Source organism: Hymenobacter radiodurans, from assembly GCF_004355185.1.
Taxonomy (GTDB): Bacteria; Bacteroidota; Bacteroidia; order Cytophagales; family Hymenobacteraceae; genus Hymenobacter; species Hymenobacter radiodurans.
In genome coordinates this window covers 100749-113235 of record NZ_CP037921.1, presented here as the reverse complement: position 1 = coordinate 113235, position 12487 = coordinate 100749, and the positions used below count along the sequence as shown (strand labels likewise).

The following is a 12487-nucleotide window of genomic DNA, read 5'->3' as shown; positions in this document are numbered from 1 at the left end:
GCACTAGATTTAAATTGGTAACGGCTGCCAGGTTGAATCACTGAAGAAGTGAGTTTAACTTGAAGCTAGGAGAGGGAGCACTTTTTCCGCGGCGCGTTCTTGTAGAATGGCGCGGCTTTTCCGGTACTCGACGGCTTCCGCTTCATGCAGGAACTCTATCGTCCCATGGTTGGCTAGTACTGCCTCGGCAATTTCGGGTAAGCTCACATTGAAGAACTCTTTCCGCTCATTCACGCAGTTTACCCGGCGCTGGTGAAAAGCCTTGTGCAAGTTGTTTTCCAGCTTGGGAGCATCATCGCAGTAGATGACGGCATGCACATCGAAATGGAAGGGGACGGAGGCATCCCCCAATTCCTTTACTCGGTCGAGCGGATCTAAACGGCGCGTCATGCCGATTTTGTACACGTTTTCTCCAAAAGAGCCAATGTTGGAAATGACGTACACGTGTCCGGAGCGGGTAAGCTGGGCTTGCGAAATAGCCTTCTGCTTGAGTTGGGCCGCTTGCGTGAGCTGCTCTTGCAGCGCCTGGATCTGCGCCAAGAGCTTCTGCTGCTTCTCTCCCGTTGCTTGTTCCACTTCCTGCTGGGCTTTACGCAAGGCTTCCGCGTACCGGCGCTCCTCCTTTTCGGCATCCGAGCGGGCTTTGTCCAACTCGCGTTGCGCCAATTCCTCTTCGCGCATCTGTTCCCGGATTTGGCGCTGCACCTCCCGTTCCTCCTGCACCTTCTCCTGAAATTCGTGCACGAGATAAAGTTCCTCCAGTTTCAGGTTCAGGTAGCTGGCTGACAGGGACGCATCCTGCGCCGTGGCTAGCTTGTTGATGGCATCGAACGCTTTAGTAATGCGTGTTTCCATCACGGTCACGTTGTTGTACTTCACTTTGGCGATGGCCGCGTCCGACTCTCCATTAAAGCCGCGTAACATCAGCTTCAAGTACTGGTTGGTTTTCTTGCGGCCTTCGCTGACACTGCCGTTGACCTCCCAGCTCGTGGCGCACTTAGCGGCCAGACCCAGCGTAATGAGTTCCTTCTGCCCCCGGCGAATCGCTTCCAGTTTTTGCTGATACTCGACCGAGGTGACAAAGTCGTAACGGGGAGTATAATGGCCGAAAGATTGGAGGTTCGCCTCCTCATCTAAGGCTTTAAATTCCGTTTTTAGGATGGTGATAGCCTGCTCAAACGTACGCTGGGTATCTTGGTGCTGTAGATGCTGCTCTTCCAGTTCCTGGACCTGGTCGAGTACGCGCTGCCGTTCCTCTTCCACATCCGTGATAGGCTTGAATCGAAGTAGAAGCTCGTCTACTGCCTGTTGAGCTTGGTGCAGTTGCTGCTGGTGTTGGGTAGCGACGAGCTGAGCTTGCGCCTCTGCTGCGAAGCGGTCCGCCTCCCGGTGCCGGGAGATTTCCTCCACCATGACCTGATGCTGTATAGTCGCTTCCGCGGCTTCCTGCTTGGCTTGATCACGCTCAGCGGAGCGACGCTGCAGTTGCTTGAATAAAAAGAAGGAGATACCTGCCAAGGCTAGGCAGACAAGAACTAGAGTAGGAATTGTTTGCATACGCGAGAAAAGTAGAATTATACCAATAGACGGGCTTTTTCAACAATGTATTCAGCTTCTGTCAAGGCTCCTTTCTCCTTTAATGCGAGCAGGTGGAGCAACTCATCCGCCTTCAAAATAGCTTCTGGCTGTTGCCTAGCTCGTCGCATGGAAGGGTAAGCGGGCCTCATGCTCGACCTAATTGCTGGCGGGGTGGCCGGTTGCGGAGAAGGACCTGATACAACGGGGGTCGCACGGGCCACAGTTGCCGGCTGCTGGGCGGGCCGTGTTACTGCTACTGGTTGGGCAACACGGACAGGCGGCGGATTGTAGGTTGCATTGAAAACAGCCTCCGATACGGTTAGGTAATAGATTACATGGATCAGCGCGATCAGGCAAGGAATGAGCGTCCAGCAAAAAAGGATGCAGAGGGCACCTTTAAGGGGCTTGCCTAAATAAAAGTACTGGATGCCGATGCTTCCGAAAAAGAAGGCTAGTACGGCGGCGGTAGTTTTGTTCTTCATTAAAAGTGTAAGCTTGAATAAGGAGAATTGAAAAGGCTTACAGACGCAGCTTACATACACATGCATGCATAGCTGCGCTACTATATCACATCAGTAAGGACAATTGCTACAAGCAAGGGCCAGTCCGAACAAAGTATTCAGCAGGAGCTAGGCGAGCGGTGCTTCCGAGCGGAAAGACAACTCCTCATCCTGTGTAGCAACGATCTGCACTGCCTAGGATAAGAAGATTGTCGTGCGTAAGCCAGCTAACGCCAGGAGACTATTACAACTGTAGGGTGATAAAATAGTGGGAAAGGTTATTATGCGTCCTGAAAAGACACGTTCGCGTGTAATAGATAGATGTCAAAATAATCGGAGTGCTGAGGAAGATTTTTTATGCGCACTTCTCCTCAGCAAGCTAATGATTTGCCTTGTACAAGAAGGCTGCCGATTTTTTGTAAGGGGTAACACGGCTAAAGATCCGATCTACTAAGCGTAAGTAGCAGGAGTATATCCGTATGCCTTTTTCAGCTTCGGCTTGCTTCGGTACCTACTACAATCTGGATGATTACTTTGCTACCGAGCAGCAGACAAAAGCGTTGAGCAAAAGTCACACCGCAAGAATAGATGGCTATACCCTAAGGCAGCGGTAGTCTCATTAGTTATCTATTCAAATACTTTGTAACAGATCATAAACGCCCGTTGAACAAGTGTGACGCCATGGAAAAAGGTGGCTATTGTTAGATCTTTTGGGCAGTAGCTCATGTGATACAACCATGCCTTCAGACAACAGGAATGAGCAAGGCCCTTTATCTTGCTGACTTATTCGTCTACTAAACCGGAATGCAGCATACAATCCCTTTTGATGCCTATCTCACCAGCCAGGATCTTGCTGCCTTCCTGCTGGAGAACCGCTACGTCAGGGTGCAGGCCACCACGCCTGGACTTACGAGTGTAAGAATCACGCTCGATGGACCGCACACAGTCAAGCCCCACCATGTCGTCTCGCTAGCCTGCCTGTTGGAAGAATACTACGCAGCGGGCATCCCCATCGCTTTTACTCCCAGCGCTTCCCCGGCGTATAGCTATCTCCAAAACATTGGTTTTCTGGATATGTGGGGCACGGAGAGGCCAACCGAGCACACCGGGTTTACCCCCATGGATGATCCCACTGCCTTTGCCGTGTGGAAAGCCTCGCCGGAACTCATGACCGATTACGTATTGAGCGCTTATGACCACTTCAAGTATCGTTTCTTCGAGGATAAAGACATTAGCTTCCTGCCCACTTATCTGACGGAGCTGTTCAATAATGTCTTTGATCATGCCTTTGCCGAAGGCGCTACGGAACGCTCTGCTTTCGGTATGCTTCAGTACTACCCCACGACCAAACGGCTATTTGCCTCCGTATCTGATTTTGGGATGGGTATTCCTACCTCGGTCAACCGGTTTCTCAGAAGTCGTCAGGAGCCGGAGTTAATTCCGGTTGAAGCACTTCGGAAAGCCACGGAGCTACATTTCTCTTCTCATTCCCGGCCGCATAACAAAGGACGTGGCTTGGACACCCTTCGGGTTGGTCTTACGGCGCTGCGGGGTACTCTCACCATACAAACTTCCCACGCCCTCTACCATTTGAGCCGCGATGGCAAGGAAAGCCTACACAGTTTGCCTGGTATTGATTTCCCCGGAACAACGGTGACCATCAAGCTGTCTTATGGAGACCTGGAACAAGACAGTATGGACGAAATCCAGGATGAGGCTGCGCTATTCTAAGGCTAGTTTCGTATACTGCTTAAAATTACCCTTTACTACTTGCACCCACACACTATGAGCAATACAGCAGCAAACGGGGTAGTACTGACTATTTCTGCTATCACAACCGGTACGTACAGCAATACCGATGGACTTTCTTTGCTGGTGGCGATGAAGGATGGCCTTCGCCAACAACAGGGGGTTATCACTTTATCCTTACAAGGTGTTATTGGTTTCTCCAGCTCCTTTTTAAACTCATCCCTTGGTGCCCTTTATGAAGACATGGGAATGGATGGTTTCAAACGAATTCGCCTGACCAATTACAAGCCAGCGCAACTAGCGCAACTGAAGAAATACATGGCCGATGTGGCGCAGTTGCATGACGCTGAGTAACAACAGTAATCCTTAAAGCGCTCATTTGATGAAAGCTCCTCGACTGAGGAGCTTTCTGTTTCTGCCGCTTCTTCGCTGCCTGCTTCACACGCAATTCTTTACCGCGGGCTTAATAAAAAAGCCCCTATAACAGGGGGCGGTCCGCGTCAAGTTATGCTGAGGAACGGTTATCGTACCTAATCTCGCCAATTCAGGGCTTAGCGGAACGTCAGCCGGCGGGAGCACTTACTGCCCCCGGGTTTTTCCCCCGCCGGTTTTGGATTTCCCTTTGCTTTTAGCGGAGGCCTTCGCTCGTTTATTATAGTCCAGGCACAGGGTGAGAAAGTAGGCAAAGTCCCGCGGGTCTTGGATGCCGTAGGAATCGATATACCCATAGCCTTTGTATTCCTTGCCTTTCATCAGCATCGTGTGGTAGCCGTTCTTTTCAGCCACTTCTTCCTGCCGCCCGGGGTCGAAGCGCAACATGAGACTGTCCTCGCGGACGCACACGCAGGTTTTGCCCTGGACCAGAAAGTTTAACACGCCAAACATTTCTTTTTCCTCAATCACTAACTCTGGTATAGCCGCCAAGTATTCACGAACGCGATCGGTAAGCTTAGGGTCGTAGGCCATGGTTGTAGCAGGATTTACTGGCAGGAATGGTATGAGTAGATAAGGTCGCAACCTACGCCCGGCAATTGACAGCGGTATGTCACCAGGATGACCTGGGGTTCGCGGCTGATCCAACCGGCCATTGGGGCCTTGAGTTGATATAGCTGAAAGTCGGGCGGGGAAGTAGGCATGGCGCTGAGAAGCGCTAATCGGGGTGATTGCCCGTGACCCCGGCGGTGCACCGCTTAGGTAAATGAAAATAGTACTTTACACTAGGAAATCATAATTTTCACTAGATGCTTGCACTATCTAAATTTTTCTTTACTTTTTCTAATGAAGGCTCCGATAATCATTAGTTATCGGAGCCTTAATGCTACCTTTAAGTCGGCCCACATCTAGTTAATTACTCACTCTTCGTTTACATCTATATAAGGAGTATGCCGGACCTGATCCCCGTCACCCCGCCGGCCGTGGGTCGCGCGCGCGCCTTCGACGACTACGCCGCCGAGACCGGCGCGTTTGTGGCCGCCGGCTTGGAAGGGTCAGCCAACACCCAGCGTGCTTACGCCGGCGACTGGCGCCGCTTCACCGCCTGGTGTAAGGCCATGGACCGGCCGGCACTGCCGGCGGCGCTGGAAACCCTGGCCGGCTTTGTCACCCACCTGGCGTCGGAGGGCAAGAAGCTGGCCACCATCCAGCGCCACTGCGCCGCCGTGGCCAAGGCCCACCAGCTGCAGGATCTGCCCAGCCCCACGGACGAGAAGAAATTTAAAGTCCTGCTGAAAGGGGTCGGCCGCAAGAAGGGCAAACGCCAGCGGCAGGCCCCGGCCTTTACGCTCGCTCACTTCAAGCGCGTCGTGCAGGGTATCGATCTGAGCCGGCCCAAGGGCGTGCGCGACCGGGCGATCTTATTGTTGGGGTTGGCCGGGGCCTTCCGGCGCGAAGAGCTGGTGAGCCTGGACGTCGAGCACTTGCGCTTCGACGAGGATGGGCTCGTGGTGGATCTGCAGCGCAGTAAAACCAACCAACTCGGGGAGGCAGACGAGAAGGCCGTGTTCTTCGCCCCGGATCGGCGTACTTGCCCCGTGCGGGCCGTCAAGGACTGGCTCCAGCTCCTGGCGGAGAACGGTCGCACCAGTGGGCCCCTGTTCGTGTCCTTCTACAACGGCCAGCGTCTGACCCGCCAGCGCCTGAGCCCGGAGCGGGTGAACCTGGTCGTGCAGGAGTACTTGGGCGCGGAGTATACGGCCCACTCCCTGCGGGCCTCTTTTGTGACCATCACCAAGCTGGCCGGCGCCGATGACAGCAAGATCATGAACCAGACCAAGCACAAGACCACGGCCATGATCCGCCGCTACACCCGCCTGGATAATATCCGTCAGCATAATGCGGCCCAGGATTTAGCCCTGTAAACTAACTCGCAACTATGAATGGAGAGGAACACCGCGAGCATCCATTCGGCGAGCAACCCGCAATAGTTGAGCTTGAAGCGGCCCCGCTACCGTGCCTGCACAAAGCGCCCTCCCTGAAGTGAGAGTATCAAGCTTTTGCCGTTCGCCTTACGCCGATACCCCTGCTGGGTCAGGCGCTGGTCTTCATAGGTGCGATCATAGGCGGGAAAGTCTTCCTGGTAGAACGAATAGTCGAGGTGCAGCGCCTGCTTATTAGCCTCAAATGTCATCTCGACATTGCAGACGGTTAGGTCCGGGCCCGTACCGAAGGCCCGATTGTCGAGCAGCAGGTAATCGCCTTTTACCTCGAGCACGCGCGCTTCGCTCACGAAGCATCGGCTGTCCCCTTTTTCATTGCCAAGCAGCAAGTAGCGTTGACGGCCCGGAGCAGCGAGCCGATAAATTTCGCCGTACCCGCACTCCAGGTCGGCATGGTAGGCGAAGAGCTTCCCCGCCGCGTTTTTCCACTGAAACACGGGGCGGTTAATCGTGCCGCGCGTGCCCCCGAGGAGTAGGAATACGTGAATACCCTCAGCTGGGTGGCGTCGCGGGAATCGACCGACAAGTCAAGACCCAGATTTTCGGCCGCTGCGGCCGAGACCTCATGGGTGCGCAAATATGCCACCAGTTGGCGGGCCGTCTGCTCGACCAGGCGGTCCCATGCCTCGCTTTCCCCTTCGGTACCGGCCTCCACCAGTGCCAGGTTTTTCTTCAGTTCGGCGGCCGTCGGCAGCTTATGGCCGGTGGGTTGCGCCAAGCCGACGGACACCGTCGCCAGGCAACTAGCGGCCAGCCCCACCAAGCCTTTAAGTAGGTTCCACATGAAGAAGTTAGTTTTTAGGAAAGGGATAGGAGTCGGGAGCCCGAGTAACGGGTGGCATGCACTGTTGGCCTGAGAGGCCCTAATCAGAAGGCATCCCCCCGGCCCCTAGTTCAGGGCTTGGGCGACCACGTAGGTTTCCGTGTCCTGCCAGATGGGGGCCGTGTAGAGCTTGTAATGCACGTTGGCCGGGCTGATGAGCATGGGTCCGAAGTTCTTTTTGACCTCGGCCGCGATAAACGCTTCGGCCTGCGCCAGCCGGCCCGCCGGCACCTGGGTCATAACGGTCGAACACTCGCCCTGCTCGAAGAGGTAGCCGAGCACGGCCCCCTGCGGGGTGGTAAATAGATACACGTCCTGTTCCCTGCCCACGAAGGTTTGCTGCTGGGCGGTAATCGACTGCTGCACCCAGGCTTTGTCTTTATTCAGGCAAGCAATCTGCTGAGCCGTGATGACCGGACCCACCGACCGCGTCCCGCAGCTGAGTAGTAGGACAGCCAGAAAGGAAAAGAGGAAGTTCAGGTACACGGAGTATACTGCTTGGTAAAAAATGATCATGCTTAGGTAGCAAGCCGTGTTCGTCCTAAGGTTCGCGAGGCTTACCCTGCTTAGGAGAGCAGGCGGGCCTGGTGGGCCGCCTTGAGCAGGGTCGGGGCATTGAGCAGGGTGGCCAGGACCACTTCCTTCGCCGCCTGCTTGACTTCATCTTGACTGATGTCGCGCGCCTCCTCCCGCACCAGCTCCGTCAACGCCTGCACGGCGTGGCTCAGCACCTGGCGTTTGGGCCGGGGCTGGTGCAGCTCGGCGCGAACCTGAGCTAGGTGGGCCTGGATCTTCTTGCGGCGAGTGCGGAACACCGAGTCACTGGCCACGGCGGGCTGAATAGTGTCGAGCAGGGCCAGCAGCGGCAGGAGCTTCGCCACGACGGCTCCGCCCACCTGGGCCCGCCGACTCGAGGGGGTATGAGCCGGGTGCCCGGGGGCAGGAGTTGGTTGTTGGAGGCCCAGGGTGGCGGCCGGAGGGGAATCGGAACTAGGAAGCAAAGGCATGGGGAAAGATAAGCAGGTAGACGATGACCAGCGGGCGGAGGGCAGCCGCCACGAGCCGGTGGTGACGGAGTTTATCCCTCTTCTTCTGGAGGTAGGGTAGGCTCCTCGGCGGCGACCTCGGCCGTGAGGGCGACCGCCCCAAAGCGATCTTTAAAGCGGGCATACAACGCGTTCATGCCCAGCAGCAACAGGCCCATCAGGATAAAGACGACGGCCCGCGCGATCGTGCCGCTCTGCCGCAGGTCAAAGAAGACCAAGCGCACCAAGCAAAAGGCAATGCCAGCCAGAGCCACGTAACGCAGGTCCTGCCGGCGCAGCAGCAAGCTGCTCACAAAGATGCCCACCACTTCCAGCATCAGCAACACGGTCAGGATGGACTGATCGAAGGACTGCACCAGCAGCAGGGTGAGGGCGCCAAAGGCCGGGTAGAGCAGCACGGGTACTAAGCGCCGGGGCTGGCGTTGCAGCTGCTCTAAGGGCTCCAGAGACCGCAGTCCCGCCGGCCACCACACGGCCGCCGCAGGCTGGCTTGCGCCGAGCAGAGCCAGGGCCGCGTAGGCAAACAGCCCCACCTGGGCCGCCGCACTCACCAGCCAGTCCACCCGGAGCCAGTGCCCGGGGCTCAGGTAGGTTAACGAGACAAAGCAACTGCTCAGCACCGCGGCGCCATAGAACAGCAGCCCATAGACCCGCACCCGGGCCAGGCGCGGGGGCAGCAGACGCCCTCCGCGGGTTAAGAGCAATGCGGCCATACTCCACAGCAGCGGCTGCCAGGGCGCGCGCACTTCCCAGCCGAACGTGAAAGACGCCAGCAGCAGCGTGACCTCCGGCAGCAAGGGGTGCAGCAGGCGCCAGCTCCGGTAGGGGGCGGCCGGGCCGGGCGGCCGCAGGGCCGCGAAGCCCGCGAGCAGGGCCAGCAGCGCGGTGGCCGTCACGCGTCGCGCTGGTACCTGCAGTAGCAGGGCGTGACTGGGAACCAGCCGCACCAAGTGATAGGCCAGCGCTAGGCCAATCAAGCCATAGGTCAGGTGCAGCAAATAGCGATCGGGACTACCATCCAGCCGCAGCAACGAGGCTTCCAGCCCGCGGGGCCGCCGCCAGTGGGCGGCTCCCGCCGCGCCGGCCGCGAGGCCCAGCCAGCCCAGCACGGGCAGCGCCATGGCGTGGGGTGAGAGGGTGGCCCACGCAATTATCGCGGCGTGCAGGCCCAGTAAGTATAGCCACGGCCAGCGGGTGTGCTGCTGGCGTGCTTCCCACCAGGAACAGGCCAGGCCTACCCCGGACAAGGCCAAGAGGGGCCCTAGGTAAATCAGCAGCGCCCCACTGTGCCACGATGCGGCGGCGCCCCCCAGCACGTAGCTCCACTGCAGCAGATGATAGCCACTGACGGCCAACAGCAGGCCCATCCACAAGCCCGGCACGGGCCGGCTGCGCCGCACCAGCAGCCCGCCCGCGCCCAGCACCACGGCCAGCCCAGTAGCCCACGTATGCTGGTAGACCAAGCCGCCCGCCGCCGATAAAGCCCAGTAGCCGCAGCCGGTAAGTAGGCAGATACGAGAAGGGCAGCCCATCGTAGGCGGGGGCCGCCTGCCGGTGCAGCAGCGACTGGGCCGCTGTGGTTGCGCCGGCCGCCAGCACCAAGAGCAGCGCCCGCTGTTCGGGGCTGAGCAGGCCCGGGCTGCCACGGTAAATGAGGAGGGGAAGCAGACCAGCCAGCCCCAGCGACCCGTAGAGCAGCACGCGGTACACGAGCCATTCCCGCTGCCAGGCGAGCAGCAGCAACATGCCCAGTACCTCTCCGTAAAGCAACGTCACCGTCAAGGGCCAATTGAGGCCCGCCTCGTGCAAGCCCAAGAAAGCGACCGTCAGCAGGAGTTGGCCCACCAGCAGGTGCTCGGCGCGCAGCCACGCCGTGGTGGTGCGCAGCCACCAGGCCAACCCAAACACGCAGCCCGCGGCCAGGGCTGCCCCCCCGATCAGCCCGGCTACGGGTGGGTGAGCCAGGCCGAATAAGCCTTGTAGCAACAGGGCGGCACACCCGAGCCATAGGACCCCGCCAGCCCGCCGGTGGCGTAGGAGAGCCGCGGGGCCCCGGACCACCGGGGGACGGCCTCCTCTTCCTGTTCCCCGGAAAAGCGATTCCAGAAGGGCACGAAGAGCGTCGTCACGCCGCCGGCCAGCGCGAGCAGGCTGGCGTTGCGGCCCAGAGACTCGATAGGTAAAAAGGCCACGTCCTGCAGGCTGACCAGCATCAACCAGCCGCCCGTCAGCAGGGCAGTACTCAGGTAGATCAACGCGGCGGGCTGCTCCTGCCCGCGGGCCAGCAGCCCGGTGAGCAGCAGCGTTTCCAGGTACACGAGTAGGGCCGTGGCCGGCCAACTCAGGCCCGCTTTATGCAACCCGACCAGGACGACCAGCAGCATGGTCTGCCCCAGCAGCAGGTGTAGGAGGCGAAACCAGGGCCAGGTGCGGCCCAGCCACCAGGCCACCCCAAAGATTGCCCCACTGGCCGCGGCGGCGGCCCCTAGTAAGCCCGCGACCGGCGGGTGCGCGCGGCCAAATAAGGCGTGCGCGAGCAGGAGCGCCCCGCCCCCGTAGAGGACGCCGACCATCCAGCCAAAGCGGCGGGCTAACGCCTGTCCGGTCACGCCCATTCCGCTGGTCCCGTCGGCGAGCCTATCGGGCAGGGCAACCAGCCGAAAATAGGCCGCTCCCGCCAGGCCCGCCCCCACCAGCAGCCACGCATTACGGGGCAGCTCCGCCGCCGCGTAGTCGCGCAGGTAGAACAGGTTGAGGCCCAGCAGCAACCCGCCGCAAGCCAGCGCTCCCCAGGAAGCTACCTGAAACACGAGGGTTTCCCCCTCCCGGGCCATGATAAAGGCCACGAGCAGGGTTTCCAGCAGCATAAACAACAGGATGATGCTGCCCGTGGCGTGCCAGCCCTGCAGGGAAAAGGCCGTAGCTAAGGCCAGCAGCAGGGAGATGATGGTGTCGGTCTGAAACAGCCACTGAATGCCTAGCTGCCGCGCCTGCCGCGCTACCCAGAAGGTAAGCAGGGCACCCAGGCCCAGCGGTACTGTCTTCCAGGGCGAGCCGGTACTGTAGCTATACAGGTTGATGCCCAGGGCGGTCCAGTTCAGCACGTGGGCGGCGAAGAGCAGGGCATCAAACTGCTGGTGGGCGTACACGCGGCGGTACTGCACCACCGCTGCGGCCGCGCCGACGAGTAGTACCAGCGCCATCGCGCCCCAGCGGGCGGCCCCCAGCACCGGCGCCTGCTGCTGGAAGATCCAGAACTGGTGAAAGGCAAAAAAGCTCAGGATGCTGAGCAGCAGTTGAAATTTCCAGCGCTGCCGGTACGTAATGGCAATGCTAAAGGCCGTGACCCCGGCGGCGGCGCCCAGGGGTAGCAGCGTGGGAGGCAGCACGGCCAGGGCCACCAGGCTCAGCACCCCATGTAAGGTAGCGACCGCCTCGCGGCTGGTCGCCCAGGCGAGCCAGAGGTTAGCGGCAATGCCCACCAGGAGCACGAGGTATGAAAAGGGCGGCTCCACCCAGCGCAGGCCCGGGACGCTCACCGCGCCCACGCAGGCAAACAAGAAAATGGCTGCCGCGCTGCTCTGCAGCCAGACGTGGAGGCGGTAGGCGAAGGGTTTCGCACGCAGGTAGTGCTGGACCCCCAGTAAAGCGAGGGCGAAGCTGCCAATCATCGCAAAGCGCACGGGGGGAGCTACCTGCAAGGCGGTATACACCCCGAGAAAGCCCACGCCGGTGACGAGCACGATCGCCCCAAGAATTCCCGTCCAGTTGTCGAGCACCAGCTGCTCCGTGCGGTCCCACCACGTGGGCGGGGGTGGTACAGCGGGAGGTGCTGGGGGCACAGGTAGTGGTTTGGGTTGGGGTGCTGTAAGGGGCCGCGGGGGCGACGGAGGCGGGACGGAAGTTGGAGATGTGAGCGGCGGCGGGGAAGCCAGGGGCTCCACTGGCCGCGGAGCTGGCGTCGGCGCGGGAATGGCGGGGGAAGCTGGTTGCGCGGTTGCTGCTGGGTGCGGCCGCTCCACGGAGGGGACCACGCGCGGAGCGGTGGGGGGAGCCACGGAAACGATAGGTGGCGCAACGGGGGGTATAAGTGGCGTGGGAATAGTCGGTTCGGGCTCCCGAGAGGACCCGGCCGTGCGTAGGTTCTGGAGTTGCTCGCGCAGGCTATCCACCATCGTTCTTAGGCGGGTATACTCCTCCTCCCGGCTGCGCAAGCGTTGCTCGAGGTCGAGCAAGCGAGCGGAGAATTTTTGGTAAACAACACCGGCTACGACGAGTACTACCAGCACGAAAAAGTTTTCCATGCCATAATTTTACACAAAAAACTTTATATAGTATTATGAAAAATTATAAATG

13 protein-coding genes are annotated in these 12487 nt (G+C 59.2%); 4 read left to right on the top strand and 9 right to left on the bottom strand.

The genetic code is table 11. From position 1 onward, the window contains the following. Nucleotides 1-54: 54 nt before the first annotated feature. Nucleotides 55-1557, bottom strand: coding sequence for a DUF4041 domain-containing protein (locus EPD59_RS00525; protein ID WP_133271083.1), 1503 nt, complete (start codon nucleotides 1555-1557; stop codon nucleotides 55-57). A gap of 17 nt (nucleotides 1558-1574) precedes the next feature. Beyond that, complete coding sequence (locus EPD59_RS00520; RefSeq protein ID WP_133271082.1) at nucleotides 1575-2060, bottom strand: NINE protein; 486 nt, start codon at nucleotides 2058-2060, stop codon at nucleotides 1575-1577. 822 nt (nucleotides 2061-2882) lie between these two features. Here EPD59_RS00520 and EPD59_RS00515 point away from each other — a divergent pair. Further along, the gene (locus EPD59_RS00515) at nucleotides 2883-3809 is read left to right on the top strand and encodes a hypothetical protein (RefSeq protein WP_133271081.1); all 927 of its coding nucleotides are present in this window, start codon (nucleotides 2883-2885) and stop codon (nucleotides 3807-3809) included. A 54-nt stretch (nucleotides 3810-3863) separates the two neighbouring features. Next, nucleotides 3864-4181 (top strand): STAS-like domain-containing protein, encoded by a 318-nt coding sequence (locus EPD59_RS00510; protein WP_133271080.1) that lies wholly within the window; start codon nucleotides 3864-3866, stop codon nucleotides 4179-4181. A gap of 225 nt (nucleotides 4182-4406) precedes the next feature. Here the strand turns inward: EPD59_RS00510 and EPD59_RS00505 are convergent, their stop codons facing one another. Continuing rightward, nucleotides 4407-4793: a TfoX/Sxy family protein gene (locus tag EPD59_RS00505; RefSeq protein WP_133271079.1), complete on the bottom strand. Its 387-nt coding sequence runs from the start codon at nucleotides 4791-4793 to the stop codon at nucleotides 4407-4409. A 416-nt stretch (nucleotides 4794-5209) separates the two neighbouring features. Here EPD59_RS00505 and EPD59_RS00500 point away from each other — a divergent pair, with 416 nt between their 5' ends. Continuing rightward, nucleotides 5210-6184 (top strand): site-specific integrase, encoded by a 975-nt coding sequence (locus EPD59_RS00500; protein ID WP_133271078.1) that lies wholly within the window; start codon nucleotides 5210-5212, stop codon nucleotides 6182-6184. Between the two features lie 86 nt (nucleotides 6185-6270). Here the strand turns inward: EPD59_RS00500 and EPD59_RS00495 are convergent, their stop codons facing one another. The 5 genes from EPD59_RS00495 to EPD59_RS00475 all read right to left on the bottom strand — a co-directional run bounded on the left by EPD59_RS00495 (nucleotide 6271) and on the right by EPD59_RS00475 (nucleotide 9663). Further along, nucleotides 6271-6552, bottom strand: coding sequence for a hypothetical protein (locus tag EPD59_RS00495; protein WP_133271077.1), 282 nt, complete (start codon nucleotides 6550-6552; stop codon nucleotides 6271-6273). Continuing rightward, complete coding sequence (locus EPD59_RS00490; protein WP_133271076.1) at nucleotides 6549-7046, bottom strand: hypothetical protein; 498 nt, start codon at nucleotides 7044-7046, stop codon at nucleotides 6549-6551. Before EPD59_RS00490 ends, EPD59_RS00495 begins: the two co-directional genes overlap by 4 nt. Nucleotides 7047-7151: 105 nt before the next feature. Then, entirely contained in the window at nucleotides 7152-7601 is a 450-nt protein-coding gene (locus tag EPD59_RS00485) for a hypothetical protein (protein ID WP_133271075.1), read from the bottom strand. Between the two features lie 50 nt (nucleotides 7602-7651). Next, entirely contained in the window at nucleotides 7652-7966 is a 315-nt protein-coding gene (locus EPD59_RS00480) for a hypothetical protein (protein WP_133271074.1), read from the bottom strand. Between the two features lie 197 nt (nucleotides 7967-8163). Continuing rightward, complete coding sequence (locus tag EPD59_RS00475; RefSeq protein WP_133271073.1) at nucleotides 8164-9663, bottom strand: hypothetical protein; 1500 nt, start codon at nucleotides 9661-9663, stop codon at nucleotides 8164-8166. Nucleotides 9664-9685: 22 nt separating this feature from the next. Between EPD59_RS00475 and EPD59_RS00470 the strand changes: the two genes are divergently transcribed. Then, a complete protein-coding gene (locus tag EPD59_RS00470; RefSeq protein ID WP_133271072.1) occupies nucleotides 9686-10105 on the top strand; it encodes a hypothetical protein in 420 nt (139 codons plus the stop codon). Here EPD59_RS00470 and EPD59_RS00465 read toward each other — a convergent pair. After that, complete coding sequence (locus EPD59_RS00465; RefSeq protein ID WP_133271071.1) at nucleotides 10078-12435, bottom strand: DUF2339 domain-containing protein; 2358 nt, start codon at nucleotides 12433-12435, stop codon at nucleotides 10078-10080. The genes EPD59_RS00470 and EPD59_RS00465 overlap by 28 nt on opposite strands. Nucleotides 12436-12487 lie beyond the last annotated feature (52 nt).

Bases quoted from the DNA above. Each gene is read 5' to 3' on its own strand.
- EPD59_RS00490 (WP_133271076.1), bottom strand. From the start codon at position 7,046: ATGTGGAACCTACTTAAAGGCTTGGTGGGGCTGGCCGCTAGTTGCCTG.
- EPD59_RS00465 (WP_133271071.1), bottom strand. From the start codon at position 12,435: ATGGAAAACTTTTTCGTGCTGGTAGTACTCGTCGTAGCCGGTGTTGTT.
- EPD59_RS00500 (WP_133271078.1), top strand. From the start codon at position 5,210: ATGCCGGACCTGATCCCCGTCACCCCGCCGGCCGTGGGTCGCGCGCGC.
- EPD59_RS00510 (WP_133271080.1), top strand. From the start codon at position 3,864: ATGAGCAATACAGCAGCAAACGGGGTAGTACTGACTATTTCTGCTATC.
- EPD59_RS00525 (WP_133271083.1), bottom strand. From the start codon at position 1,557: ATGCAAACAATTCCTACTCTAGTTCTTGTCTGCCTAGCCTTGGCAGGT.
- EPD59_RS00515 (WP_133271081.1), top strand. From the start codon at position 2,883: ATGCAGCATACAATCCCTTTTGATGCCTATCTCACCAGCCAGGATCTT.
- EPD59_RS00475 (WP_133271073.1), bottom strand. From the start codon at position 9,663: ATGGGCTGCCCTTCTCGTATCTGCCTACTTACCGGCTGCGGCTACTGG.
- EPD59_RS00485 (WP_133271075.1), bottom strand. From the start codon at position 7,601: ATGATCATTTTTTACCAAGCAGTATACTCCGTGTACCTGAACTTCCTC.
- EPD59_RS00520 (WP_133271082.1), bottom strand. From the start codon at position 2,060: ATGAAGAACAAAACTACCGCCGCCGTACTAGCCTTCTTTTTCGGAAGC.
- EPD59_RS00505 (WP_133271079.1), bottom strand. From the start codon at position 4,793: ATGGCCTACGACCCTAAGCTTACCGATCGCGTTCGTGAATACTTGGCG.